The following is a 23,147-nucleotide window of genomic DNA, read 5'->3' as shown; positions in this document are numbered from 1 at the left end:
CTAAATAATGGTGCGGTCGGAGAGACTTGAACTCTCACACCTCTCGGCGCCAGAACCTAAATCTGGTGCGTCTACCAATTCCGCCACGACCGCAGCAAATCTTTATAGTCATACTGAATATTGGTGATTCAATAAGACGTTGTCTTTCTATTTCAAAAGAAATAGTGGTGGCTACTGCGGGATTTGAACCTGCGACCCCATCATTATGAGTGATGTGCTCTAACCAACTGAGCTAAGTAGCCATCTGAGAGCGAGACAATATAATATAATCTTGCTTTCAATGCCATTATCTTTTTAAAGATAATTACACTTTAAATTGTGGCTGGGCTACCTGGATTCGAACCAGGGAATGCCGGCATCAAAAGCCGGTGCCTTACCGCTTGGCGATAGCCCAACAATGATATCATTTAAGACATCTCAATATGGTGCGGACGGAGAGACTTGAACTCTCACACCTTGCGGCGCCAGAACCTAAATCTGGTGCGTCTACCAATTCCGCCACGTCCGCTTTATTTCCTAAAAACTCTTTATAGTTAAAAACAAGTGTTTAATAACGAATAGAGTGCTTAGGAAATGGTGGCTACTGCGGGATTTGAACCTGCGACCCCATCATTATGAGTGATGTGCTCTAACCAACTGAGCTAAGTAGCCATTTCCAAATTGTTGCTCATTTTGAAACGTTGCCGCTTCGCTGTGAACGGGGCGCATTATGCGTAGTTGAGTGAAACCCGTCAACTTTTTTTTTGAATAAATCACGAATAAACATCTGTTCGGTTTCTTTTTAGTCAAAGAGGCGTATTTGTCGGCAAAAAATAGGTCAAAAGGGCGATATATATAGGAAGTTAACTTTCTGATGTCGAACTCTTGCTAAAGAGTAAAAACAAAAAGGCCAGTGAAATTCACTGGCCTTTTATCCGATATTTAATCAGCAATTATACGTTGAAGCGGAAGTGAACAACGTCACCATCTTTTACGATGTATTCTTTGCCTTCTAGACGCCATTTACCTGCGTCTTTTGCGCCGCTCTCACCGTTAAATTCGATGAAGTGATCAAAACCAACAACTTCAGCTCGGATGAAGCCTTTTTCGAAGTCTGTGTGGATCTTACCAGCCGCTTGTGGAGCTGTTGCGCCTACAGGAATTGTCCAAGCGCGAACTTCTTTAACACCCGCTGTGAAGTAAGTTTGAAGAGTAAGTAGTTCGTAACCAGAGCGGATCACTCGGTTTAGACCTGGTTCTTCGATACCCATGTCCGCTAGGAACTCTTCACGATCTTCGTCGTCAAGCTCAGAAAGCTCAGATTCGATAGCAGCACATACTGCAACAACAACGTTGTTCTCTTTTTCAGCGTATTCACGAACAGCATCTAGGTAAGGGTTGTTTTCAAAACCATCTTCAGCAACGTTTGCGATGTACATTGTTGGCTTAAGTGTTAGGAAGTTTAGGTAGCCGATTGCTGCCGCTTCTTCTTTCGCTAGTTCAACAGTACGCGCCATACCACCTTCAGTAAGAACTGGTAGTAGTTTTTCTAGTACAGTGATTTCGAATTTAGCGTCTTTGTCGCCGCCTTTTGCTTTCTTAGCGTTGCGTTGAATTGCACGCTCACAGCTGTCTAAGTCAGCCAGTGCAAGTTCAAGGTTGATCACTTCGATATCTTCGATTGGAGATACTTTGCCAGAAACGTGAACGATGTTTTCGTTTTCAAAGCAGCGTACAACGTGACCGATCGCGTCAGTTTCACGGATGTTCGCTAGGAATTTGTTACCAAGACCTTCACCTTTAGATGCACCAGCAACTAGGCCAGCGATATCAACGAATTCCATCGTTGTTGGAAGGATCTTTTGTGGATTAACAATTTTTGCTAATGCATCTAAGCGTAGATCTGGAACCGGAACGATACCTGTGTTTGGTTCGATCGTACAAAATGGAAAGTTTGCTGCTTCGATGCCTGCTTTAGTCAGTGCGTTAAACAGAGTTGACTTACCAACGTTTGGTAGACCAACGATGCCACATTTAAAACCCATGATATAAACCTTATTCTGCTTTGAACGTATGTAAGCGATTTTGTGCTTTTGGTAGGCCATCTTTTAATAAGATGTCTAGGCTGCGAACCGATTCGTCAACGACGGCCTCGATACACTCTTGCTCTTTTTGCGGAGCTTTGCCTAATACATAACCTGCAACTTTATCTTTGTGTCCGGGATGGCCGATGCCTAATCTCAGACGATAGAATTCTTTATTGTTACCCTGTTTGCTGATGATGTCTTTTAGACCGTTGTGTCCACCATGACCACCACCTTTTTTGAACTTTCCAATACCAGGAGGAAGGTCTAACTCATCATGAGCAACCATGATCTCTTCTGGTTTAATTTGGTAGAACTTTGCCAAAGCTGCAACTGCTTTGCCTGACAAGTTCATAAAAGTCGTTGGGATCAGCAAACGAAGATCTTCACCATGAACCATGATACGACCCGTTAGGCCAAAGAACTTTGGTTCGTTCTTCAGTGTTACGTTGTGTACACGTGCTAATTCTTCAACTACCCAAGCACCCGCATTGTGGCGAGTTTTGGCGTATTCTGGACCTGGATTAGCCAGTCCAACGAGAAGTTTTATTTGTTGGCTCAAGGTATGGATCTCTCTTGGGATTTCAAAAAGCGCCGTATGATATCACAGTTTATGAAAAAGGTGCGAGCTAGCTGATGGCACCATGATTATTCCGAGCTGTGATAAACAACAGTCACCAGATATAAAAAAAGCACTTCATCAAATGAAGTGCTTAATGTCTTTCTCTAACGAGTTTCTAAAACAAAGCTAAATAGCCTTGATTAGTTGAACATCGCTGAGATTGATTCTTCGTTGCTGATACGACGAATCGCTTCAGCAAGCATGCGAGAAAGGCTAAGTGTTGTTACTTTACCTGTCGCAGCCATCTCTGGAGATAGAGAGATAGAATCCGTTACGATAACTTGGTCTAGAACAGAGTTCTTGATGTTGTTTGCAGCAGTACCAGAGAAAACAGCGTGAGTTGCGTAAGCGAATACACGCTTAGCACCGCGCTCTTTAAGCGCTTCAGCTGCTTTACATAGTGTGCCACCTGTATCGATCATGTCATCAACGATAACACAGTCGCGGCCTTCAACATCACCGATTAGGTTCATTACTTCAGAAACGTTAGCACGTGGACGACGCTTATCAACGATAGCGATATCAACGTCACCTAGCGCTTTAGCCGTTGCACGAGCACGTACAACACCACCAAGGTCTGGAGAAACCACAACTGGGTTTTCTAGACCACGGTTAGCCATGTCTTCTAGAAGAACTGGAGTACCGAAGATGTTATCAACTGGTACATCGAAGAAGCCTTGGATTTGCTCTGCGTGTAGGTCGATAGTAAGAACGCGGTCTACGCCAACGTTAGAAAGGAAATCTGCAACAACTTTTGCAGTAATTGGCACACGTGCAGAACGTACACGACGATCTTGACGGGCATAACCGAAGTAAGGGATTACAGCAGTAATACGGCCAGCAGAAGCACGGCGCATTGCGTCAATCATTACCACCAATTCCATTAGGTTGTCATTGGTTGGTGCACAAGTTGATTGAATCAGGAATACATCGCTACCACGAACGTTTTCATTGATTTGAACAGCGACTTCGCCATCAGAAAAACGGTCTACAGTAGCATCGCCAAGAGAGATGTATAGACGATCAGCAATACGTTGGGCTAGTTCAGGTGTTGCGTTACCAGCAAATAGCTTCATATCAGGCACGGTGGAAACCTCGGGTTGCGTCCAGTTTTAAATAGATTGTGGGTGGGCTGAGTGGTATTCAGCCAACGTTTCTTTTAAAGGAGAAGTGTTTCGTCCTTTCGCTACAAATGCGGAAACGGTGTCAGGCAGTTTTTCTAGCACCAATTCGGCTTCTTTTTTGCTGCTAAATTCAGCAAAAACGCACGAACCTGTGCCAGTCAATCTCGACGGCGCGTATTGTAGCAGCCATGAAAGTTGCTTATCAACCTCTGGGTACAGCATTCGAACAATTTTTTCGCAATCGTTTACGTATTCTTGCTCTAGAAGCGTTGATAGCGCTCGCTTTGGCGTATTTCTGGTTAATTCTGGATGTGTGAATATGTCTACAGTTGCTATGCTCACTTGAGGCTTAACCACGAGATACCATTTTTCATCCGGATTAGCAGGTAGCAACTGCTCACCAACGCCTTCAGCAAACGCGGCATGGCCTCGCACAAACACTGGTACATCAGCGCCAAGGTTCAGACCGATCTCTGCAAGTTGATCATCAGAAAGATTCAGTTGCCACAAGTAATTAAGCGCCACTAACACAGTTGCAGCATTTGAAGAGCCTCCGCCAATACCACCACCCATTGGTAGCACTTTCTTTAACTCAATATCGGCACCGAAAGAGGTCGAGGTGTACTGTTGAAGTGCAGTAGCGGCTTTCCAAATTAGGTTGTCTTCAAGCGCTACACCAGGTATTTCTGGCGTGATGGTTATCGAGCTCGTTTCTGAGTTTGCGGTAACCGTCAGTTCATCACCAAAGTCAACGAACTGAAAGAGTGTTTGAAGCTCGTGGTAACCATTATCACGTCGGCCAGTGATATAAAGAAATAGATTCAGCTTTGCTGGAGAAGGCCAGTGTGTTGGTGTTGTAATCATTTTTTCAGTGTCCACTTTGAAACTACGATGTTGATTTTGTTTTGGTCTTGCTTGAAAGAGAGTCGAGTAGGGAGCGGAATCGTCTCCACATTTACTTTGTCTTCACCAGATTGCAGCGTACTCGGCATCTCTGTATTGCGATAGTTAGCAAAACTCAGAGTCCATAGTTGGTTGCTGACTTGCTTGGTTAGTGACTCAAGGGTGTTCGTTGTATTTAGCTGATAGCTATCCGCTTGGTCTGGAATGCCAAGGAACCATTGTGGCAGATGATCAACAGGGATCTTCAAGCCTGTAAGCTGCTCAACCAAAATAGAGGCGCTCGCGTGGGTAAATACTTGGTCATCATAAGTGACGACTTTGGCGCCAGATGGATCAATGGTCAGGTTTAATGCGGTTTGACCAAGGAAAGTGGTGAGTCTTAATTGACTTTGATTTGGAGAGTGCTTCCAAACGAAATTGAGGCTTTGGCGCTGCTCGGGAGAGATGTAGGCAAGCTTACCTGAAGCTTGATAGTTTTCTATCTGTAATAGGCGGCTTTGGTGTGTTTGCCATTCAACACTCGTCGGTTGTTCCGGGATAGACGAGCAACCCACCATGATTATGGTAATAAAAATAAGAGACGCGATTTTACGAAGCTTGCCCATATTTGCTCACAACTTGTTCAAATTCATCTAAAAAACGCTTCAACTATAGCATTGAATTCACGAAGTCAGGAAAACAAATCCCGCTTGCTCTTTAAATAGAGCCATGCATCAAGTAAAATTCGCCCCTTGTTTCCATTCCCTGATCGAGAACTTCTGATACATGTCTTTGCTTGCCGTAGGTATCAATCACAATACAGCGTCGGTTGAATTGCGAGAAAAAGTCGCTTTTGGTCCAGATAAACTGTCTGAGGCACTCAAGCAACTTAACGCAAATGCACACGTAAATGGAAGTGTCATACTTTCTACCTGTAACCGAACTGAAGTGTATTGTGACGTTAAAAGCGGAGCGAAAAACAAGCTTATCGATTGGTTGTCGGTTTTCCACCAAGTGAGCCCTGAAGAGCTAAAGCCAAGTCTTTATATCCATGAAGAGCAGGCTGCTATTAAACATTTAATGCGCGTTGCTTGTGGTTTGGACTCTTTGGTTTTGGGTGAGCCGCAAATCTTAGGTCAGGTTAAGCAAGCTTATACAGACTCTCGTGGTAGTAAGTCTGTCGATGCTTCAATGGAAAAGCTGTTCCAGAAATCATTTTCTGTGGCGAAGCGCGTTCGAACGGAAACAGAAATCGGCGGAAGTGCGGTGTCTGTGGCTTACGCAGCTTGTACTTTAGCCAAGCATATTTTTGAGTCGATTGCTGATTCAACCGTGTTGTTGGTTGGTGCTGGTGAAACGATTGAACTTGTGGCTAAGCACCTTTCAGCAAATGGCTGTACTAAAATGATTGTGGCTAACCGAACTCGTGAGCGTGCTTTAGGGTTAGCCGAAGAGTTTGGTGCTGAAGTGATCAGCTTAAATGAAATTCCAGATCACCTGCACAGAGCAGATATCGTGATCAGTTCAACCGCAAGCCCGCTGCCAATTATTGGTAAGGGTATGGTTGAGACCGCTCTGAAAACAAGAAAGCATCAACCTATGTTATTGGTTGATATTGCAGTGCCTCGTGATGTGGAATCACAGGTTGGCGAACTGAACGATGCTTACTTGTATTCGGTTGATGATTTGCAGTCGATTGTTGATGGCAACATCGAGCAACGTAAAGTGGAAGCAATCCAAGCTGAAGCGATCGTCAGTGAAGAAAGTGCCGCGTTCATGAGTTGGATGCGCTCACTACAAGCGGTCGACAGTATTCGTGAGTACCGAAAGTCAGCGAATGAAATCCGCGAAGAATTATTGAGTAAAAGTTTACAATCACTTGCCGCTGGCGGTGACCCTGAGAAAGTTTTACTGGAGCTTAGCAATAAGCTCACAAACAAATTGATCCATGCTCCAACCCGCGCACTACAAAGTGCTGCTGAGCAAGGAGAACCTGCGAAATTAACGGTCATTAGACAGAGTTTGGGCCTAGAAGACCCTCAATAATATTAGACCTCCAACAAGATAAGACATTATGAAAGCCTCGATTCTAGTAAAGCTTGAAACACTTGTTGAACGCTACGAAGAAGTTCAACACCTGCTTGGCGATCCAGATGTGATCGGTGATCAAAACAAATTCCGTGCACTATCTAAAGAGTACTCTCAGTTAGAAGAAGTGACTAAGTGCTTCCAAGCTTACCAGCAAGCTCAAGACGATCTAGAAGCTGCCGAAGATATGGCGCAGGAAGACGACGAAGAGATGCGCGAAATGGCGCAGGAAGAAATTAAAGAAGCGAAAGAAGCGATTGAGCGTCTAACTGATGAGCTTCAGATTCTTCTTCTACCTAAAGATCCAAACGATGAGCGTAACTGTTTCCTAGAGATCCGTGCTGGTGCGGGTGGCGATGAAGCGGGTATCTTCGCGGGTAACCTGTTCCGTATGTACTCTAAGTTTGCAGAGAAGAAAGGCTGGCGCGTTGAAGTAATGAGCAGCAATGACTCTGAGCAAGGCGGCTACAAAGAGATGATCGCTAAAGTAAGCGGTGAAGGTGTTTACGGCGTAATGAAGTTTGAATCAGGCGGTCACCGTGTTCAACGTGTACCAGAGACTGAGTCTCAAGGCCGTGTTCATACTTCTGCATGTACTGTTGCTGTTATGCCTGAAATCCCAGAAGCGGATCTTCCAGAAATTAAGTCTGCAGACCTGAAAATCGATACCTTCCGTGCTTCTGGCGCGGGTGGTCAGCACGTTAACACCACGGATTCAGCTATCCGTATTACTCACTTGCCAACAGGTACAGTAGTAGAGTGTCAGGACGAGCGTTCTCAACACAAAAACAAAGCGAAGGCGATGGCTGTTCTTGCTGCGCGTATTGTACAAGCTGAAGAAGAGCGCCGTGCGGCTGAAGTATCAGACACGCGTCGTAACCTGCTAGGCTCGGGTGACCGTAGTGACCGTATCCGTACTTACAACTACCCGCAAGGTCGTGTTTCTGATCACCGTATCAACCTAACACTTTACCGTCTGAACGAAGTGTTAGAAGGTGACATGCAAAGCCTGATTGATCCGGTTCTACAAGAGCACCAAGCAGACCAACTAGCTGCGCTAGCTGAGAACAACTAAACCTTATGCAATCTGCCTATACGGTTGAAAGTGCATTAAAAGCAGCAATCGTAGCGCTTCAAGAGGGTGACAACACGTCACCCTCAATTGATGCTGCGGTACTGCTTTGTCACGCCTTAGATAAACCAAGATCTTACCTGTTAACTTGGCCTGAGAAGTACCTCACCTCAGAGCAAGAATCTGAATTTCAAGCCCTTTTAAAACGTCGTTTAACTGGTGAGCCTGTGGCTTACATTGTCGGTGAGCGTGAGTTTTGGTCGCTGCCGTTAAAAGTTTCGCCATCTACTTTAATTCCTCGTCCGGATACCGAGCGTTTGGTCGAAGTCGCGTTGGATAAAACTTATGGCAAACAAGGCGCGATTCTCGATTTAGGCACAGGTACTGGTGCTATTGCATTGGCGTTGGCGTCTGAGATGCCAAATCGACCAGTGACGGGCATTGATCTTCGTCCTGAAGCTCAAGCGCTCGCGACAGAGAATGCGAAACGCTTAAATATCACCAATGCTACTTTTTTGCATGGTAGTTGGTTTGATCCGCTTAGCGATATGGCTTCTGATGGCGGTGAGGTTAAGTTCTCTCTGATTGTCTCTAACCCACCTTATATAGAGAAAGATGACCCTCATCTCTCGCAAGGCGATGTGCGTTTTGAGCCGATTACTGCGCTTGTCGCTGAAGAGAAAGGGCTTGCTGACATTCGCTACATTTCTGAAAACGCACGTGGCTTTTTGGAAAATGAGGGCTGGTTGGCGTTTGAACACGGTTACGACCAAGGTTTGGCTGTTCGTGAGATAATGCAAGCGCTAGGTTATCTCGATGTGGTCACAGAGAAAGATTACGGTGGCAATGACCGAGTGACATTAGGTCGTTATTGCTCATAGTTCGTCGTCGTTTGCTTAGGGGGCTCAGTAGTTGCTAGCCACTCATGTAACCCTAGAGGGCGAACTTACGAAATTGATACCTTTAACGCGAAATTACATTTGACTCGCTAATGCATTTAACGCAGAAATACAGAGCACTAACGGGTACTGTGTCGCTCGTGTTAACGAAAGCACATATAAAAATATAAAGGAATACCATGTACGAAGGTTTAAAACATTTTCACCTACTAACGATTGCGATAAGCGTGTCACTTCTTTCAATTCGTTTCGTTCTTATGATGGCGAACTCACCAAAGCTTAAGCACCCTTTCTTGCAGCGTTTCCCTCATATCAACGACTCGTTGCTGTTGCTATCGGGTATTGGTTTGATTTTTATCACTGGCTTTATTCCATTTACTCCAGCTGCGCCATGGCTAACAGAAAAGCTAACTTGTGTGATGGCTTATATCGCACTCGGTTTCTTTGCGCTTAAGTTGGGTAAAAACAAGTTATTGAGAGTATTCTCGTTCTTCGGTGCGCTTGGCTGGTTAGCGATGGCTGGCAAAATTGCGATGACGAAGACACCAACATTTTTCGGTTAATGATCTCCTTATTTCGGTTAACTACCTATGTACGAATTTTTTGACGAAGACTTTGACCAGCTAGAATTAGCTGAAGGTGCATTGATCTTAAATAAAGCGATTAACCCAGAGACTCAAGATAGTTGGGCTGAGCAAGAATTGGCGAGATTGTTTAAAGAAGCTGAGTTTGCTTTGGTTCATGAAACCGACGAGCAACAGAAGTTTGAGTCCTTTATTCGACTATTCTTCTATGAATGGGGCTTTGCTGGCGATAAAGATGCCTACTTCTCTTCAGAGAATGCTTTCATCGATAAAGTGCTAGAGCGTAAGAAAGGTATTCCAGTCAGTCTTGGCGCTATCTTTCTTTTTCTAGGTCGCAAGCTAGGCTTTCCTGTAGAGGGTGTCTCTTTCCCGACTCAGTTTCTGCTTAAAGTGACTTGGTACGGCCAAGCAGCAGTGTATATCAACCCCTACAATGGTGAATACGTTGGTGAACAGACACTGCGAGCGTGGTTGATCGGTCATGATGGACCATTGGCTAAGCTTAAATCAGAGCATTTAGAAGTGGCTGATCATCCAACAATCATTGGTAAGTGGCTAGCGCTACTAAAGAGTGCACTACTGAGAGAAGAGCGCTATACGCTTGCATTGAAATGTACAGACCTTGCATTAACGTTTGTACCGGACGACCCGTATGAAATCCGCGACCGTGGCTTTATCTATCAGCAGTTGGATTGTCACCAAGTGGCGGCGACGGATTACCAATATTTTATCGACCAATGCCCAGATGACCCTGCATCTGAGTTACTGAAATCTCAAGTGAACGTCATGAATGAAAAGACCGTGGTTGTTCACTAATTAATAATTATTTAGAGAGAATATGATGGAACAGAAAACAGTTCATATTGGCGACATGCCAATTGCTAACGACAAGCCATTTACGCTATTTGCAGGCATGAACGTTCTTGAATCTCGCGATCTAGCAATGCAGATCTGTGAGCACTACGTGAAAGTAACTGAAAAGCTGGGTATTCCTTATGTATTTAAGGCCTCTTTCGATAAGGCAAACCGCAGCTCAGTTCACTCATACCGTGGCCCTGGTATGGAAGAAGGTCTAAAAATCTTCCAAGAATTGAAAGACACATTTGGCGTAAAGATCATCACTGATGTTCACACCGAAGCACAAGCTCAGCCAGTTGCTGATGTAGTTGATGTTATTCAACTTCCAGCATTCCTAGCTCGTCAAACTGACCTTGTTGAAGCGATGGCTAAGACTGGTGCAGTTATCAACGTGAAGAAGCCTCAGTTCATGAGCCCAAACCAAGTTGGTAACATCGTGGATAAATTCGCTGAATGTGGCAACGACAAGATTATCCTTTGTGAGCGTGGCTCTTGCATGGGCTATGACAACCTAGTTGTAGATATGCTTGGTTTTGGCGTAATGAAGAAGTCTTCAAACGGTAGCCCGATCATCTTTGACGTGACGCACTCTCTGCAAATGCGTGACCCTTCAGGTGCAGCATCTGGTGGTCGTCGTGAGCAAACGGTTGAACTTGCTAAAGCTGGCTTAGCGACCGGTATTGCTGGTCTATTCATTGAAGCTCACCCGAACCCAGACCAAGCACGTTGTGATGGTCCATCGGCACTGCCTCTGGATAAGCTAGAGCCGTTCTTGAAGCAGATGAAAGCACTTGATGACCTTATCAAAGGCTTTGACCACATCGATATTAAATAATCGAACTGTATAGAATTAAGAGCCGGCGCAAGTGCCGGCTTTTTTGTACCTATTGCTAAGTGAATGGCTACTAGCTTGAGCTCCTTAAGTTTGGCTTGTGATGTTATAACATACCTATTAAGGCTCTGATAAATCGAATAAATTTAACGAATGTCACTCTATGGGGAAGCGGGATTGAGTAAATCACAAATAATCTAAAAAATGATGAAAACGTTTGCCTGTGATCACTTATTTGCTCAAATGTAACTTTGTCGCTTTGTTACACACTCGATAGGGGATTAAGGTGATCTATCCTACATAAATATGAAATCACTCTGTTAGGTTTACCGTCTTAATTTAAACTACTTCAAGTTTTACCATTCTCTAACCATGTTTATTAAGTAAGCATTGGCTCTATGGGAGTGGGAGAAGCAGTGGATTCCCCTAAAAAGTTCAAAGGTATGACAATGAAGCAACGCCTTATTCTAAAGACAGCACTAAGTGCTGCAATTCTAGCGACTTTAGCTGGTTGTGCGTCTCAATCTGCTCATGATTGGAACCAAGACGAAACTTACAAGCTAACGATTCTTCACACTAACGACAACCATGGTCGTTTCTGGCAGAACAAATACGGCGAGTACGGCATGTCTGCGCGTAAAACGCTGGTTGATCAACTTCGTGCAGAAGTTGAAGCAGAAGGCGGTAGCGTGTTGCTTCTATCTGGTGGTGACATCAATACGGGTGTACCAGAGTCAGATCTTCAGGATGCAGAACCTGATTTCAAAGGTATGAACAAGATTGGTTATGATGCAATGGCATTAGGTAACCATGAGTTTGATAACTCACTAGAGGTTCTACAAAAACAAATCGATTGGGCTAACTTCCCAATGCTATCTGCAAACATCTACGATAAAGCGACTGGCGAACGTAAGTTCCAAGCGTACGAGATGTTTGAAAAGCAAGGTATTAAAATCGCAGTTATTGGTCTAACAACCGAAGATACCCAAAAGATCGGTAACCCTGAGTTCATCGCAGGTATCGATTTCCGTGACCCTAAAGAAGAAGCGAAGAAACTGATCGCTGAACTTAAAGAAACAGAAAAACCAGATCTGATTTTTGCTGTGACTCACATGGGCCACTACGAAAATGGTCAGCGTGGTGTTAACGCACCGGGTGACGTTGCTCTAGCTCGCTACCTAAACGAAGGCGACCTAGACATGATCGTTGGTGGTCACTCTCAAGAGCCTGTATGTATGGAAGGCCCGAACGTGGCGAAGAAAAACTTCAAGCCAGGTGACGAGTGTAAGCCAGACGTACAAAACGGTACTTACATCGTTCAAGCTCACGAGTGGGGTAAATACGTAGGCCGCGCTGATTACGAATTCCGTAACGGCGAACTAGAGATGGTAAGCTACGACCTAATCCCAGTTAACCTGAAGAAGAAGGTTAAGATCGACGGTAAGAAACAACGTGTTCTTATCCAAGACGAGATTGCACAAGATCCAGAACTACTCGAGTTCCTCCGTCCGTTCCAAGAGCAAGGCCAAGCACAGCTTGAAGTTAAGATTGCTGAAACAAATGGTAAGCTTGAAGGTGACCGTAACGTTGTTCGTTTCCAACAAACAAACCTTGGTCGTCTGATCGCAACATCTCACATGGAGCGTGCGAAAGCTGACTTCGCTGTGATGAACTCTGGTGGTGTTCGTGATTCAATTGAAGCGGGTGAAGTAACATACAAAGATGTACTAACAGTACAACCTTTTGCAAACATCCTGACTTACACAGACATGACGGGTAAAGAAGTTCTAGATTACCTAAATGTAGTGGCAACTAAACCTATCGATTCAGGTGCTTACGCACAATTCGCTGGTATCTCAATGACGGTAGCGAACGGTGAAGTATCTAACGTATTCATCGGCGGCAAGCAACTTCGTTTAGACGAAACATACCGCTTCACAGTACCAAGCTTTAACGCTGCTGGTGGTGACGGCTACCCTAAACTGTCTGATCACCCTGGTTACGTAAATACAGGTTTTGTTGACGCTGAAGTATTGAAAGAGTACCTAGAAGCGAATAGCCCAGTTGACGTGAACAAGTACGCACCTTCAGGTCAAATTGTTTACAAGTAATTGAATTCGAAAAATTGAATCATTAAGCGCTAAATTCGATTGACTCTAGCGCCATGATAAATTTAACTAAAGCGACGCTCCGGCGTCGCTTTTGTTTATCTATCGTTTGGATTTGTTATGACCCCTGCAATCAATCTTGCCAAGAAAAAGAAAATCGCTCATACGGTGCATCAGTATCACCACGATGCTAACAATACCAACTATGGATTAGAAGCCGTTGAGGCGCTTGGTCAGGATCCTAAACGTGTATTCAAAACGCTGCTATTCTGCCTAAATGGTGTGGCTAAAGACTTGGCTGTTGCGGTGATTCCTGTCGACCAGAAATTGAATTTGAAACTTGCAGCTAAAGCGGCAAAAGGTAAAAAAGCAGAGATGGCTAACCCAGACATTGCTCAGAAAACCACAGGTTATGTCGTAGGGGGGATCAGTCCACTTGGTCAGAAGAAAGCATTGCCAACTTTTGTTCATTCCAGTGCAACGGAGTTTGAAACGATCTGTGTCAGTGCGGGAAAGCGAGGGTTGGAAATTGAACTCGCCCCTAAAGATTTAGCGCAACTGACTCGAGCTCAGTTTGCGGATTTGTGCTTGCAAGCTGTTGATTAGCCGTCGTCAGTCATGATGTATGAAGCAACAAATAAAAACGCCCACGACTAAGTGGGCGTTTTTGTATAAGGAATCACTCTACTTTTTCAGACCTAGAGTGCCACCAACGCGTTTTGCTGCTGGCTTATTTGGTCGGTTCGACTCTTGGTGGCGATTAGTTGGCTTACCACCTCGGTGGTCGGCATTACCACGGCCTGCGCGATTGCGATCTGAACTCTTGTTGTCTGAGTTAGGGCGCTCTGAGCGAGAATTCGATTTCCAATTCTCTGTATTGCCTTTGTTTTGGCCTTTATTTTCGCCACTTGATGAATTACGACCACGCTTTGAATTAGGCGCATGACGGAATTCATCCGCGTTATTACCACGGTAAGTACGAGTGCGATTCTCTTTTTGATTTCGACGAGCCGTGGAAGCTTGGTTCTCTTCACGGCTATCAAACAGCTTAGCATCTGTCGCCTTGCGGATGCGTTGACCCTTCGCATTAATTTTAGATGCGTCTTCTGTACTTACAGAACCTTCACACATCGCTAGAATTTCTGCGATCTCTTCTTCGCTTAAGTAACGCCACTTGCCATTAGGGATACCGTCCAAAGAGATGTTCATGATTCGAACGCGACGTAGTTTGAAAACTTCATAGCCAAGTGCTTCACACATACGACGAATCTGGCGGTTCAGACCTTGCGTTAATGTGATTCGGAATGAGAACTTAGTCTCTTTCTCAACCTTACATGGCAAAGTCACCGTATCTAGGATAGGCACACCCGCTGCCATTTTCTGTAAGAACTCACCAGTGATTGGCTTATCGACACGAACCACATACTCTTTTTCGTGGTTGTTACCAGCACGAAGAATCTTATTTACGATGTCACCGTCGTTTGTTAGGAAGATCAAACCATCAGATGGTTTATCCAAACGGCCAATCGGGAAGATGCGCTTATGGTGACCGATGAAATCGACGATGTTCCCAGGAATATCACGTTCAGTGGTGCAGGTAATGCCTGTCGGCTTATTCAAAGCGATGTAGATTGGCTTCTCTTTTGAGCGAACTGGTTTGTTGTCGATCTCAACATCATCACCTGGCATTACTTTGGTGCCCATTTCTGGGATCTTGCCGTTAATAGTAACTCGACCTGCATCAATCAGTTTGTCGGCTTCGCGGCGTGAGCAAAAACCAGTTTCACTGATGTATTTGTTAAGGCGTTTAGCTTGGGATTCTTGTGACATGATATTCTCTTAGCGTTTCACAACGGAAATATAGGAAAACAAAAAAGCAACTACAGAGCAGTTGCTTTACGTTTGAATTCGTTAACTGACGACAATTTTAGCACTTGCTTTGAGTCTAGGCACTAAATATCGATCTTGGGGTGAAACCCCTATCCAGAATTTCAATGATCAGCTAGTGCGCTTTTGATGACGCTCTCTGTTTTCTAGTTTCTTCTCATTGCTCTTTCTAAGCATGACATAAACAGCACCGGTACCACCGTGAAATTGCTGTGCTGAGTGTACACATTGCACATCGTTGATCTGAGTAAGCCAGTTGGTAACGTAGCTTTTCATCATCGCTGGTGGATTTGAACGTTCTCCTTTTCCGTGAACGATAATGACAGTGCGAACATCCATTCTTAAGCATTGGCGCAAAAATGACAGCACTTCGTTGCGAGCATCTTTCAGCGTCTTTCTATGGAGATCGAGTTTGGCCTGAATGGGGTATTTACCAAGGCGCAGTTTTTTGTATACGCCTTCCTGAACACCATCTTTCTTGTAAGCAATAACGTCGTCTGGCTTAACCATCGGAGAGTAATCGAGTGATAGGTAATCTTTCTCATCATCAGAGAGCCACATAGCGGCTTCACGCTTAGCAAGGTGAGACTCTGTAACGCGATGTACTTTCTGGTGTTCTGCGGTGTCATGGTCGATACGTTTAACATCGCCCATCATTTGTTGGAATAGATCTAAATCGTCATCATGAGACATAGTTTGCATCTCAAGTTGGTAAGGATGGAGTAAGTATACCTAAGTTGGGGTAGGGTTTAAAAATGAAAAAACCGGAGGAGACAAGAGAAGTCAGCTCCGGTGCAAAGCGTTTTCAAGTTTACCTATAGCAACGAGGCTTGAGGTAAATGATTTAGGCTGAGCGACTCTAGTGAGGAGATTTGTCAGTCATAACTTTGTAGATGAAGAAGCCTCCATAAAACATCATGAGACCCAGAGCCCCGAAGATTACTATCATTGAAGATAGTCCCACCGCATTACCAAATAGGAGATCTAGCCAAAAGTCCATGTGTATACCTCAAAGTTATATGACATGGCTTAGTGTATTAAGTAGCATTATCAATTCACTGATCTGGATCAATCCTGTTGCATAAGTTAAATACTTGTTGGTAACTGTGTGTTTTTCGTCACATTGAGCTTGTTGCTGTATGTCTTTTGTTCGAACGATTCAAAATCGCAATAAATATGATAAAAAGCCCTTGCGGATAAACTCAGAATCCGTATTATACGCTCCATCGACAGGCAATGAGCCAGTCAGATATCTCGGTGAATAGCGCAGCTTGGTAGCGCATCTGGTTTGGGACCAGAGGGTCGGGGGTTCGAATCCCTCTTCACCGACCACTTATAGAAAGCCTGCTCAATGAGCAGGCTTTCGTCGTTTAGGAGCGTAGAAAATAGGATTAGAACCTAAGTGGGGTTCGTCTGATACTCAAAATAAGCTCTTCACCGACCATATTAAAGAAAGCCGTAGCAGAGATGCTACGGCTTTTTTGCATTTGGGTTTTATGGTTTGATTTGGTTTAGAACCCAAGCGGGGTTCGCCTGATGTTCAAAACAAGCTCTTCACCTACAACATTAAGAAAGCCTGCTCAATGAGCAGGCTTTCGTCGTTTCGGAGTGTAGGAAAGAGGATGAGAGCCTAAGCGGGGTTCGCCTGATGCTCAAAACAAGCTCTTCACTGACCACATTAGAAAAAGCTGTAGCACTCTTTGTAACAGAAGGAGCTACGGCTTTTTTGCATTCGAACTGCTTTGGCTGTTTATGGTTGAGAGCATTAGAGATAGGGCTATTGAACGAACTCATTAGTAGCGACGTTATTCTTCACCCAAATCAAAGCTTGTAAGCGATTCTTCACCTTGATTTTTTTAAATGTATTGTGAAGGTGTGCCTTAACGGTATTCTCACTGACATAAAGCGTATCCGCAATTTGCGTGTTTGACGCGCCATCACCAAGTAGTTTGATGATCTGCTGTTCGCGTTTAGTGAGCTTAAGGTAATAAGGGCTGGTTTTCGCGCACTGCCTATCTCTGTAGAAGCTAATGTATTGGTAAATGAGTTTTCTGCTCATCCACATTTCACCCTGCAAGATACAGTTAAATCCTGTCACTAGCTTATCAAGCGTGTCAGATGCATAAAAAATACCAACGAGATACTGCCATTTGAGCATTTCAGAGTGAGGGAAGTCATTGGGCGTATTGAGTAATACTTCATGAACATCACTCTCGATGTCATCTCTAAGCTCTTGATATTTTTCGGTGTACTGTTTACTCATTGTAGGGTAATCAATAATCACCAAATCTAAGTTTGGAGCTTGTAATGACTTAGTCGATAGCCTTTCTGGTGACACTAGTTTTATGTTTAAATTTATCTTTTGTTCTATAGATTCTTTGAGCAGCGTTGATTGCAAATTATTCTCTGCTATTAAAATGGCTCGATGAACTCCCGGGCTAGCCATGTGTAAACTCCTTTTACTGATCACCGCGTACTTATTAGACTTTAAAGTTTATAGCACGTACTAGTATTCCGCTAATTTGAATATCAAATATTTGAATAATTTTGAGCCTAATTAATAGAACACGTGAAGGTATATTTTATTCTTAACTGGAAGTGTATGTTTTTTCTCAGTTTGTTTTCACTCTTTTGTGATTTCACAGGATTTGGAAATTTCCCATGTTTCGCTGTTGATATGATTCTCTAATTTTACAGGGAATTGATCTAAGCCTAATATTAAAGTTGTCTTACCGCTATTAACTTTCTGATTATACACTGAGTTGGTATGTGTTTTTAACGTTAATGAGAACGGAGAGTCGTTCTCAATTTTCAATATGATATCTTGTTTTTTTATTGAACATTCAATCGTGTCCAACGTGTTAGCGTAGGTATTTAAATGTGTTAGGTAAAATAAAGCGGCGATAAACGCCGCTTTGTCATATATAAAATATGTCATATTAATTTTGGTAGATAAGACCAACGTTTCCGTTTGCACCGTTACCTAATACTGCGGCATTGTCGTGAGACGTTTGTTCAACCATGATTTGGTTCATGTCACTGTTCGTCAAGTCAATGGTTGCGTTTGAATATGAACCAGTTTGTAACGTAAATAGACGGTTATCGTTACTGTTCATTAGGTCGATGTCTACATCGTTTCTATCACCACCACCCACATCGGTATTAACGATAGTTTCTACGTAGTTTCCATCACCCCAGATATCGATAGCCACATCGTTTCTCTCAACGCCACCGTTACTAAACTCTGTGTAAGTAGTATTTGAGTCACCGTTGATGTATACGTCAGCTTCGTTTCGTACTGAGCTACCTTTCGCTTTCACTACGGAAATATTGTAGTCACCATCTTGAGTAACTCGTAGATCGTTATTTTTACCTGACCCTTTCACTTTCACTCTAGCTTGGTTGCTCAAGCCATCTTGATCGATAAGCGCGTTGTTTCTTTTATAACGTAGTTTTACGTGTGCCTCATTGAGGTTACCGTCTTGAAGAACGACTACGTCTGAGCGCTTACTGTTGTGAGTATCGACAAGTGCGATATGACCGTCAGTGATACCTGAAGTGTTTTGCTCAATCAACACGTTAGCATGGTCACCATCACCCATTTGCCAAATTGCGGTGTTATCCATCGCTAGAGGCTCAATAGCTGATGCTTTATTTGAGATTCTCAGATCAGTAACACCCTCTTTCACGCCCACTCCTGGGACTGGTGCGGAAGTTGGCAGTGGATCTGCGTGAGCTGCATTAAAACCAATAATGGCACCGACTAAAATTCCAATTTTTGTAAGTTTCATAAGTTGTATCCTTATACATTTCCATGTCGACTATGTGTCACCTCAAATGAAGCGACTTTGAATCAAGCTATCCATACTGCGCGCTAATTTGCTTGATTGATGAAGATTCTCATTGAGCTCGATGCATTGACGATCGCAAAGTCGTGCCCGTCTTGAGAAATCCCTAAATTATCTCCTCCTGAGCCAGCCATAAACGCCACATTGTGATTACCTTTTTGGTCAATGCTTAATTGGCTACCTTGTCCAGAGAAGTTCGCTTGTCCTATGACCGCTAAATTGTGGTTTCCATCTTGGGAAATTAACGCTTCGCTATTCCCACCAATCTGCCCAATTGCGGCGGTATTATCAGATCCGTCTTGATTTATATATGCGACATTATTCCGTCCCACTTGGTTAATACTCGCAGAATTAGAGTGACCACTTTGTTTTATCTTCGCTCTATTATTTGCTTTTATTCCGGGGCTGTATTGAATAATGGCAGAACTTGAATCCGAACTGTTTGTTATATCTATTTCTGAGTAGTTATCTAAATCTCCAGAAGAGATATTATATAAATCACTGTAGTCATTAATAATGTCCTGGTCGACATTATGTAAAAAGTCCCCTTCAACACCAGAGGCTGCAGCAATATTTGTACTACCTATTGATAAATATAAAAAAGTTAAGCTGGCAAGTGATGCTGTCCTACTTATCATTATTTTTACCTTAAAGTGTCTGATGCTCGTGTGTTCAACTAAATAATATATTCCTTGTTGAACGCCGTGTAACTCACTAGCATGTCGAAATAGTAGGTTCACAGGTGAATATCATCTATAAACTTAAAGGTAAAAATATTTAATTGCATATGACGAGTTTAATTAGTAATTGGCTTTTTTATCCCTCCATTAGTTAATTAAATCATCTTGTAAATTAATCCAAAAGTTTATATATGCTACTGGGGGCATGAATTAGTCTTTAATTGTGTTTCGATGAATCACATTCTCATTTTGTAAATGGACTTTGAATGGGGGCCCTTATGAAAATCAAGCTGCTTACAATTGCTCTATTGTCTTGTGTTGTTAACGCAGGCGAAAAGAGCCATGGTCTTGAAAATGGCGCTCCTTTGGAAAATGGAACAAAACTTGAGGATTCGACAAATAACCTGAAGGAACAGTTTAACGACTTTAGTGAAGTGAACGGAATCATAGTGGATAGAACAATCACACGCTTAGGTGATGATTTCTATTTCTTCTTCTCGCAATCACTTAATGAGAGTTATCCCGACCTAAAGGAAAATTTGACGGTAAAAGAGAGGCCAACAGCTTTATCAGGAAGCATCATAGAGGTTCAACACTCTAGAAAACCGATCTTCCGTACAGCGTTGTCCCCCGGTCGTAGACAAGCAAAAGAACGAGCCGCTGATGCAACACGAGTTGTAGGGAATTACATCATTAGATGGCAAGCGGAAAGGCTCTTTCAGGATACTTACGACCTAGACCATGATGAATTTTAAGGAGCCAAGGATGTCGATACTTTTCAGAAAGGCAGCGCTTATTGCGTTGTTAGCTTCCCCTTCGATTTACGCGAGCGAATTAGTTTATACGCCCGTAAACCCAAGTTTCGGTGGAAACGCTTTAAACAGTTCTCACCTATTTAATCACGCTAACGCTATCAATGATTACGAAGATCCAAGTGCTAGGGATATTTTTGATGAACAAGAATCAGCATTAGATCGTTTAGCCTCCAGCTTAGAGTCTCGCCTGATTAGCCAATTGCTTGCTGACGTGGGTAATGGCAATACTGGGCAACTAGAAACGGAAGACTTCTTTCTCAACATCGTTGATGACTCAGGGACGTTATTGGTTCAAATCGTCGACAAAGCGACGGGTGAGTCAACTGAAATCAGCGTATCGGGATTAAATCCAGACCTCTAATCACAAGGATTGTGTTATGAAAACGATTATTATCGTCTTTCTAACCTTCGTGTTAGGGGGATGCACTTACTCTATGCAAATTCCAGAGACTTCTGAAACGCCTAAACTGATGCCGAGAGGATCGACTTACACCGATCTCATTTCATTACCTCAGCCTCGCGGTAAGATATTGGTCTCAGTCTATGACTTTAGAGACCAAACGGGGCAATACAAACCTCAGCCAAACAGTAACTTCTCGACGGCTGTACCACAGGGCGGTACGTCACTACTCACGACAGCATTGATTGATTCACAATGGTTCGTCCCTCTAGAACGTGAAGGGCTACAGAACTTGTTGACTGAACGTAAGATCATTCGTGCAGCTCAGAAAAAAGACAAAGTCGTGAATAATCATGGTGCGGATTTGTCATCCTTGAGTTCCGCTAACATTGTTATCGAAGGCGGGATTGTGGCTTATGACTCAAATATTGTTACCGGAGGGGCAGGCGCTAAGTATTTAGGTATTGGTGGTTCTGGGCAGTACAGAACGGATCAAGTCACGGTGAATTTGAGAGCCGTCGATGTTCGAACTGGGCAAGTTCTTTTGAGTGTCACTACTACTAAAACCATTTCCTCTCATGAGATCGGCTTCGGTGCATTTCGCTTTGTTGACTATAAAGAGTTGTTAGAAGTTGAGATGGGCTACAGCCAAAATGAACCAGTGAATATTGCCGTAATGTCTGCGATAGATGCGGCAGTGATTCATTTAATCGTTAAAGGAATGAAACGTGGTATGTGGTCGCCTGGTGACCCTAATGCAATGCAAAACCCAATCATTGCACGTTATTCGGAAGCGAGCACTGACATTCTTTAAATAACCGAGTAAGCAGCAAAATAGGGCTATGCGGAAAATGGATCTTACCCGTAGCCCTGTTTTTTTATCTGTTACTCAGCTGATTTATTTGACGTCACAAGTAATGTCTTTGATCGGTGTCTCTGAAGTAACAAAACAAACATAAGCTTCTGCTGGATTATTTGGACCAATTCGAATGTAACCCGCCTTCACTTCATCTTCATTAAACGTAGCCGAACTAGAGTTCCCAGTTTGATTATCGTAGAAGCTTGCTTCAAAGTTTCCATTCATTTGGCTGGCGATGCGGTTTCTCGTTGTCGATGTTATGAATGTTATCGTCGCACATCGCATTGGCGGCTTCTCTGTTATGAGAAATTGCCCACTTTCTTTATCTATCACACCACCCTTTGTATCTGGCTGAATGTCGATAGCTTGAAATTGTTCTACCGTACAAGTTTCTTTGGCAGACACTACTGTAGGCATAAGGACGGCAAAGGCTAGAGGAAAAGCGAAAAGTACTGGTTTCATTAGAACAACACCATTTATAAAAAGAGCGAAAGATGATAGCACCACTATAGCGTTGCTAAATGTAAAATGTCTGTTATTAAGGAAACGCTTTTATAATGAAAAAGTCATGGCATCAAAATTAACTAGTGATCTTCAAACTGACACTGTGCTTTTTGGCTCTTTGATTGTTGCGTCACACTGAACCCTTTATCTTCTAACAACTGCAAAAGATTACCTTCGCCAATTAGGTGTAAGGTGCCGACGACTAACAAGTAGTGTCCTTTCGTATCGAGTTTCCAGTCATTGGATGATAGTTTATTTGCCCAGTCTACGTTGCGATCCGTTAGGAATGCTTTCTCAAGCTCGGTTGGCATTTCAGACAATTCCGCAAAATCCTCAAGTTTGGACTCATCGCCCGCTTTCCAGCTTTCAATGAGGCAATGCACGACACGGTCCGTTTGGTCAAATTCTTCAAGGCTAGTCAACAACCACTCTTTACCCGAATCTTTTTGTCCTGCGATTAGGTCAATTTGAAATTGTAGAGGCTCTAAGCTGATCACCGGAACGTCTTGTATGGTTGCCTTATAGGCTAATGTTGCGTCTACACCGCCCGCCGAGCCATAGCCGAGATTCTTTAATTGCTGCATTTGTATCGATAGAGATGTCGCCCAAGGTGGAGAGCTCAATAGTTGCTGAGTCGGCATCCCCAAAGATTTTGAAATGCTTGTTAGTAACTGCTTTTGTTCTGCGCTGAGCACATCAGCCGTGGTAACTGTTGTAGTCGGGTATACGACACCTTCGGATTTCCTGATATCCGTTTCGATGATTAGGCCATCGCTCTCTTTTAATGTGTCGGTAATCTGCGTGGGAAGTGGATACATGCTTTCATCCCCAACGTGTACAGAACCTAAAATTGTTAAGGTCAGGTCATCTTTTTTGGCTTGCCAATACAGAGGTTCTGCTAAAGCGTGCTTAGTCGTAAAGGTAAGAGCGAGTAACGTTAAGTATAAGAATGTGCGCAAAGAGAGCTCCTAGAGGAAGACGTAACTCGTTAAAAATGATTTTGACGGAGTTTTTTAACGGTT

General features: G+C 43.5%; 24 protein-coding genes and 6 tRNA genes. 12 read left to right on the top strand and 18 right to left on the bottom strand.

Annotated elements, in window-relative coordinates; genetic code table 11:
* Positions 1-8: 8 nt before the first annotated feature.
* From F0251_RS18160 to lolB, 10 genes are all read right to left on the bottom strand, one after another.
* Positions 9-93, bottom strand: a tRNA-Leu gene (locus F0251_RS18160).
* Positions 94-165: 72 nt separating this feature from the next.
* A tRNA-Met gene (locus F0251_RS18155) sits at positions 166-242 on the bottom strand.
* 77 nt (positions 243-319) lie between these two features.
* Positions 320-394: transfer RNA gene (locus tag F0251_RS18150), tRNA-Gln, on the bottom strand.
* Positions 395-423: 29 nt separating this feature from the next.
* A tRNA-Leu gene (locus F0251_RS18145) sits at positions 424-508 on the bottom strand.
* Between the two features lie 66 nt (positions 509-574).
* Positions 575-651: transfer RNA gene (locus F0251_RS18140), tRNA-Met, on the bottom strand.
* Between the two features lie 281 nt (positions 652-932).
* Complete coding sequence (gene ychF / locus F0251_RS18135) at positions 933-2,024, bottom strand: redox-regulated ATPase YchF (protein WP_061034150.1); 1,092 nt, start codon at positions 2,022-2,024, stop codon at positions 933-935.
* Positions 2,025-2,034: 10 nt separating this feature from the next.
* A complete protein-coding gene (gene pth, locus F0251_RS18130) occupies positions 2,035-2,625 on the bottom strand; it encodes an aminoacyl-tRNA hydrolase (RefSeq protein WP_004739815.1) in 591 nt (196 codons plus the stop codon).
* Between the two features lie 200 nt (positions 2,626-2,825).
* Complete coding sequence (locus F0251_RS18125) at positions 2,826-3,770, bottom strand: ribose-phosphate pyrophosphokinase (RefSeq protein ID WP_004739814.1); 945 nt, start codon at positions 3,768-3,770, stop codon at positions 2,826-2,828.
* A gap of 27 nt (positions 3,771-3,797) precedes the next feature.
* A complete protein-coding gene (gene ispE / locus F0251_RS18120; RefSeq protein ID WP_102424663.1) occupies positions 3,798-4,673 on the bottom strand; it encodes a 4-(cytidine 5'-diphospho)-2-C-methyl-D-erythritol kinase in 876 nt (291 codons plus the stop codon).
* Positions 4,670-5,317 (bottom strand): lipoprotein insertase outer membrane protein LolB, encoded by a 648-nt coding sequence (lolB, locus tag F0251_RS18115; protein WP_061034148.1) that lies wholly within the window; start codon positions 5,315-5,317, stop codon positions 4,670-4,672. Before lolB ends, ispE begins: the two co-directional genes overlap by 4 nt.
* Positions 5,318-5,477: 160 nt before the next feature.
* On the opposite strand from lolB, the gene hemA reads away from it, so the two are divergent.
* The 8 genes from hemA (at position 5,478) to ybaK (ending at position 13,738) form a co-directional block, all read left to right on the top strand.
* A complete protein-coding gene (gene hemA / locus F0251_RS18110; RefSeq protein ID WP_008224514.1) occupies positions 5,478-6,737 on the top strand; it encodes a glutamyl-tRNA reductase in 1,260 nt (419 codons plus the stop codon).
* Between the two features lie 28 nt (positions 6,738-6,765).
* Positions 6,766-7,854 (top strand): peptide chain release factor 1, encoded by a 1,089-nt coding sequence (gene prfA, locus F0251_RS18105; protein WP_116870164.1) that lies wholly within the window; start codon positions 6,766-6,768, stop codon positions 7,852-7,854.
* Between the two features lie 5 nt (positions 7,855-7,859).
* Positions 7,860-8,732, top strand: a complete 873-nt coding sequence (gene prmC, locus F0251_RS18100) for a peptide chain release factor N(5)-glutamine methyltransferase (protein WP_061034147.1) — start codon at positions 7,860-7,862, stop codon at positions 8,730-8,732.
* A gap of 197 nt (positions 8,733-8,929) precedes the next feature.
* Entirely contained in the window at positions 8,930-9,313 is a 384-nt protein-coding gene (locus F0251_RS18095; RefSeq protein WP_004739804.1) for a SirB2 family protein, read from the top strand.
* A gap of 27 nt (positions 9,314-9,340) precedes the next feature.
* A complete protein-coding gene (locus F0251_RS18090; RefSeq protein WP_061034146.1) occupies positions 9,341-10,150 on the top strand; it encodes a SirB1 family protein in 810 nt (269 codons plus the stop codon).
* Positions 10,151-10,175: 25 nt separating this feature from the next.
* The gene (gene kdsA, locus F0251_RS18085) at positions 10,176-11,027 is read left to right on the top strand and encodes a 3-deoxy-8-phosphooctulonate synthase (RefSeq protein WP_061034145.1); all 852 of its coding nucleotides are present in this window, start codon (positions 10,176-10,178) and stop codon (positions 11,025-11,027) included.
* Between the two features lie 446 nt (positions 11,028-11,473).
* A complete protein-coding gene (ushA, locus tag F0251_RS18080; RefSeq protein WP_171731517.1) occupies positions 11,474-13,135 on the top strand; it encodes a bifunctional UDP-sugar hydrolase/5'-nucleotidase UshA in 1,662 nt (553 codons plus the stop codon).
* Between the two features lie 117 nt (positions 13,136-13,252).
* Positions 13,253-13,738 carry a Cys-tRNA(Pro) deacylase gene (gene ybaK, locus F0251_RS18075; protein WP_171731516.1) on the top strand — a complete coding sequence of 162 codons (486 nt, stop codon included), beginning with the start codon at positions 13,253-13,255 and terminating at the stop codon, positions 13,736-13,738.
* Positions 13,739-13,816: 78 nt separating this feature from the next.
* Here ybaK and rluF read toward each other — a convergent pair whose 3' ends face one another.
* From rluF to F0251_RS18060, 3 genes are all read right to left on the bottom strand, one after another.
* Positions 13,817-14,962, bottom strand: coding sequence for a 23S rRNA pseudouridine(2604) synthase RluF (gene rluF / locus F0251_RS18070; RefSeq protein ID WP_171731515.1), 1,146 nt, complete (start codon positions 14,960-14,962; stop codon positions 13,817-13,819).
* A 168-nt stretch (positions 14,963-15,130) separates the two neighbouring features.
* Positions 15,131-15,712 (bottom strand): DNA endonuclease SmrA, encoded by a 582-nt coding sequence (gene smrA, locus F0251_RS18065; protein WP_008224527.1) that lies wholly within the window; start codon positions 15,710-15,712, stop codon positions 15,131-15,133.
* A 166-nt stretch (positions 15,713-15,878) separates the two neighbouring features.
* Positions 15,879-16,019, bottom strand: a complete 141-nt coding sequence (locus tag F0251_RS18060) for a DUF3149 domain-containing protein (protein ID WP_004739790.1) — start codon at positions 16,017-16,019, stop codon at positions 15,879-15,881.
* Positions 16,020-16,274: 255 nt separating this feature from the next.
* On the opposite strand from F0251_RS18060, the gene F0251_RS18055 reads away from it, so the two are divergent.
* Positions 16,275-16,351 (top strand) — tRNA-Pro (locus F0251_RS18055).
* 445 nt (positions 16,352-16,796) lie between these two features.
* On the opposite strand, the gene F0251_RS18050 is transcribed toward F0251_RS18055, so the two are convergent.
* From F0251_RS18050 to F0251_RS18040, 3 genes are all read right to left on the bottom strand, one after another.
* Positions 16,797-17,465 (bottom strand): LuxR C-terminal-related transcriptional regulator, encoded by a 669-nt coding sequence (locus F0251_RS18050; protein WP_061034141.1) that lies wholly within the window; start codon positions 17,463-17,465, stop codon positions 16,797-16,799.
* Positions 17,466-17,958: 493 nt separating this feature from the next.
* The gene (locus tag F0251_RS18045; RefSeq protein WP_061034139.1) at positions 17,959-18,810 is read right to left on the bottom strand and encodes a curlin; all 852 of its coding nucleotides are present in this window, start codon (positions 18,808-18,810) and stop codon (positions 17,959-17,961) included.
* Positions 18,811-18,893: 83 nt separating this feature from the next.
* Positions 18,894-19,505 (bottom strand): curlin subunit CsgB, encoded by a 612-nt coding sequence (locus F0251_RS18040; RefSeq protein ID WP_061034138.1) that lies wholly within the window; start codon positions 19,503-19,505, stop codon positions 18,894-18,896.
* A 320-nt stretch (positions 19,506-19,825) separates the two neighbouring features.
* Here F0251_RS18040 and F0251_RS18035 point away from each other — a divergent pair, with 320 nt between their 5' ends.
* The 3 genes from F0251_RS18035 to F0251_RS18025 are packed head-to-tail and all read left to right on the top strand — an operon-like array spanning position 19,826 to position 21,576.
* Positions 19,826-20,302 (top strand): curli production assembly/transport protein CsgE, encoded by a 477-nt coding sequence (locus F0251_RS18035; protein WP_162884285.1) that lies wholly within the window; start codon positions 19,826-19,828, stop codon positions 20,300-20,302.
* A 10-nt stretch (positions 20,303-20,312) separates the two neighbouring features.
* The gene (locus F0251_RS18030) at positions 20,313-20,723 is read left to right on the top strand and encodes a curli assembly protein CsgF (RefSeq protein ID WP_004739781.1); all 411 of its coding nucleotides are present in this window, start codon (positions 20,313-20,315) and stop codon (positions 20,721-20,723) included.
* A gap of 16 nt (positions 20,724-20,739) precedes the next feature.
* Positions 20,740-21,576: a CsgG/HfaB family protein gene (locus F0251_RS18025; RefSeq protein WP_061034136.1), complete on the top strand. Its 837-nt coding sequence runs from the start codon at positions 20,740-20,742 to the stop codon at positions 21,574-21,576.
* An 84-nt stretch (positions 21,577-21,660) separates the two neighbouring features.
* On the opposite strand, the gene F0251_RS18020 is transcribed toward F0251_RS18025, so the two are convergent.
* Both F0251_RS18020 and F0251_RS18015 read right to left on the bottom strand, forming a co-directional pair.
* Complete coding sequence (locus tag F0251_RS18020) at positions 21,661-22,083, bottom strand: hypothetical protein (RefSeq protein ID WP_105059141.1); 423 nt, start codon at positions 22,081-22,083, stop codon at positions 21,661-21,663.
* A 122-nt stretch (positions 22,084-22,205) separates the two neighbouring features.
* Complete coding sequence (locus tag F0251_RS18015) at positions 22,206-23,084, bottom strand: TraB/GumN family protein (protein WP_061034134.1); 879 nt, start codon at positions 23,082-23,084, stop codon at positions 22,206-22,208.
* Positions 23,085-23,147: the final 63 nt, after the last annotated feature.

This window comes from Vibrio sp. 070316B (genome assembly GCF_013114115.1).
Classification (GTDB): domain Bacteria; phylum Pseudomonadota; class Gammaproteobacteria; order Enterobacterales; family Vibrionaceae; genus Vibrio; species Vibrio chagasii_B.
Note: the sequence above shows the minus strand (reverse complement) of the source record. Positions and strands in the feature narration are given on the sequence as shown.